The 1,692-nt window shown below is 72.2% G+C and carries 1 protein-coding gene; it reads right to left on the bottom strand.

Features of this window, described 5'->3' with window-relative positions; genetic code table 11:
- Positions 1-3 precede the first annotated feature (3 nt).
- A complete protein-coding gene (locus AC5LUJ_RS18815; protein ID WP_250283270.1) occupies positions 4-1,455 on the bottom strand; it encodes a menaquinone biosynthesis decarboxylase in 1,452 nt (483 codons plus the stop codon).
- Positions 1,456-1,692 lie beyond the last annotated feature (237 nt).

Here is a 1,692-nt window from a genome sequence, read left to right as displayed (position 1 = left end):
TGGTCACAGCCCGTACTCCTTCCAGCGCCGGGCGACCTTGTCCCTGACCGCCTGGTCCATCACGGCCTCCGCGGGCCAGCCGCCCTCGCGACGGTATCCCTCCGTCGGGAGTTTGCGGGTGGCGTCCACGCCGATCTTCCCACCGAAGAACTGCTCGTACGAGGCGTGGTCGAGGTGGTCGACCGGGCCGACCGTGGTCAGCAGGTCGTGGGCGTAGTCGACGTTGCCGAACGCCCGCCACGCCACCTCGGAGTAGTCGTGGACGTCACAGTCGGCGTCGACGACCACGACGAGCTTGGACAGCGACAGCAGCCCGGCGCCCCAGATGGCGTGCATGACCTTCTGCGCGTGCTTGGGGTAGCGCTTCTCGATCGAGACGATCGCGCAGTTGTGGAAGACGCCCTCGACCGGCAGGTCGTAGTCGACGATCTCCGGGATCATCATCCGGACCAGCGGCAGGAAGATCCGCTCGGTCGCCTTGCCGAGCGGCCCGTCCTCCTGCGGCGGGCGGCCCACGACGATCGTCTGGAAGACCGGGTCACGCTGCAGGGTCATCACGTCGACGTGCAGGGCGGGGAACGGCTCGACCGGGGTGTAGAAACCCGTGTGGTCGCCGAACGGGCCCTCCGGCAAGCGCTCCCCCGGCTCCAGCCAGCCCTCGAGCACCACCTGGGCGTTCGCCGGCACCTGCAACGGGACGGTCAGGCAGTCGACCATCTCCACCCGCTCGCCGCGCAGGAACCCGGCGAACAGGTACTCGTCGATCTCCGCCGGCAGCGGGGCGGACGCCGCGTAGGTCACCGCCGGGTCGCAGCCGAACGCGATCGCCACCGGCAGCCGCTCCCCGCGGCGCTCGGCGACGGCATGATGGGCGTTGGAGTCCTTGTGGATCTGCCAGTGCATGCCGACCGTCCGGGCGTCATGACGCTGCAGCCGGTACATGCCGAGATTGCGCTGACCCGTCTCAGGATGCTTCGTGTGGGTCAGGCCCAGGTTCAGGAACACCCCGCCGTCGTCCGGCCAGGCGTGCACGCCGGGCAGGCGGAGCAGGTCGACGTCCGAGCCCTTGAGGACGACGTCCTGGCACGGCGCGGTCCGGACCTTGCGCGGCGGCACCGACCGCAGCGCGGCGACCTTGCCCAGGGCCTCCCGCAGCCCGCCGAGCCCGACCGGGAGCTCGGGTCTGAGCAGGGCGGCGATCCGGTCGCCGATCTCGTCGAGGCTGCCGGCCCCCAGCGCGGCGGCCATCCGCCGCTCGGTGCCGAAGACGTTGATGGCCAGCGGCATGTCGGCGCCGAGCGGCCGGTCGAACAGCAGCGCGGGCCCGCCCTCCCGCACCACCCGCGTGACGATCTCGGTGACCTCCAGGACCGGGTCGACCGGGACGCGGACGTGCCGCAGGTCGCCGTGACGCTCGAGGTGAACGAGGAACGCGCGCAGATCCGCCCAGGCCATGGCGCCCATCCTCGCAGGACGCCCATCCTCGCGGCGGCCCGCGGGCCCCGGCCGTCCGGACCTGTCGAGCCAGCCACCGGAACCCGGTACCGACCGCGCCAGGTAGCAGTCGGGTAGCTCTGGTGAGAACCCCCCGCCCGGCCGCCGGTCGGGCCCGGCGGGAACCTCCGTCCGACCACCGCCCGGGCGGTGGACACGTCGGGACGTGCGCCGACCGGCCGTACCCGGTACGGGTTC

The organism is Protofrankia sp. CiP1_Cm_nod3 (assembly GCF_982290655.1).
The sequence above is the reverse complement of the archived record's forward strand: the minus strand, read 5'-3'. Positions and strand labels throughout refer to the sequence as shown.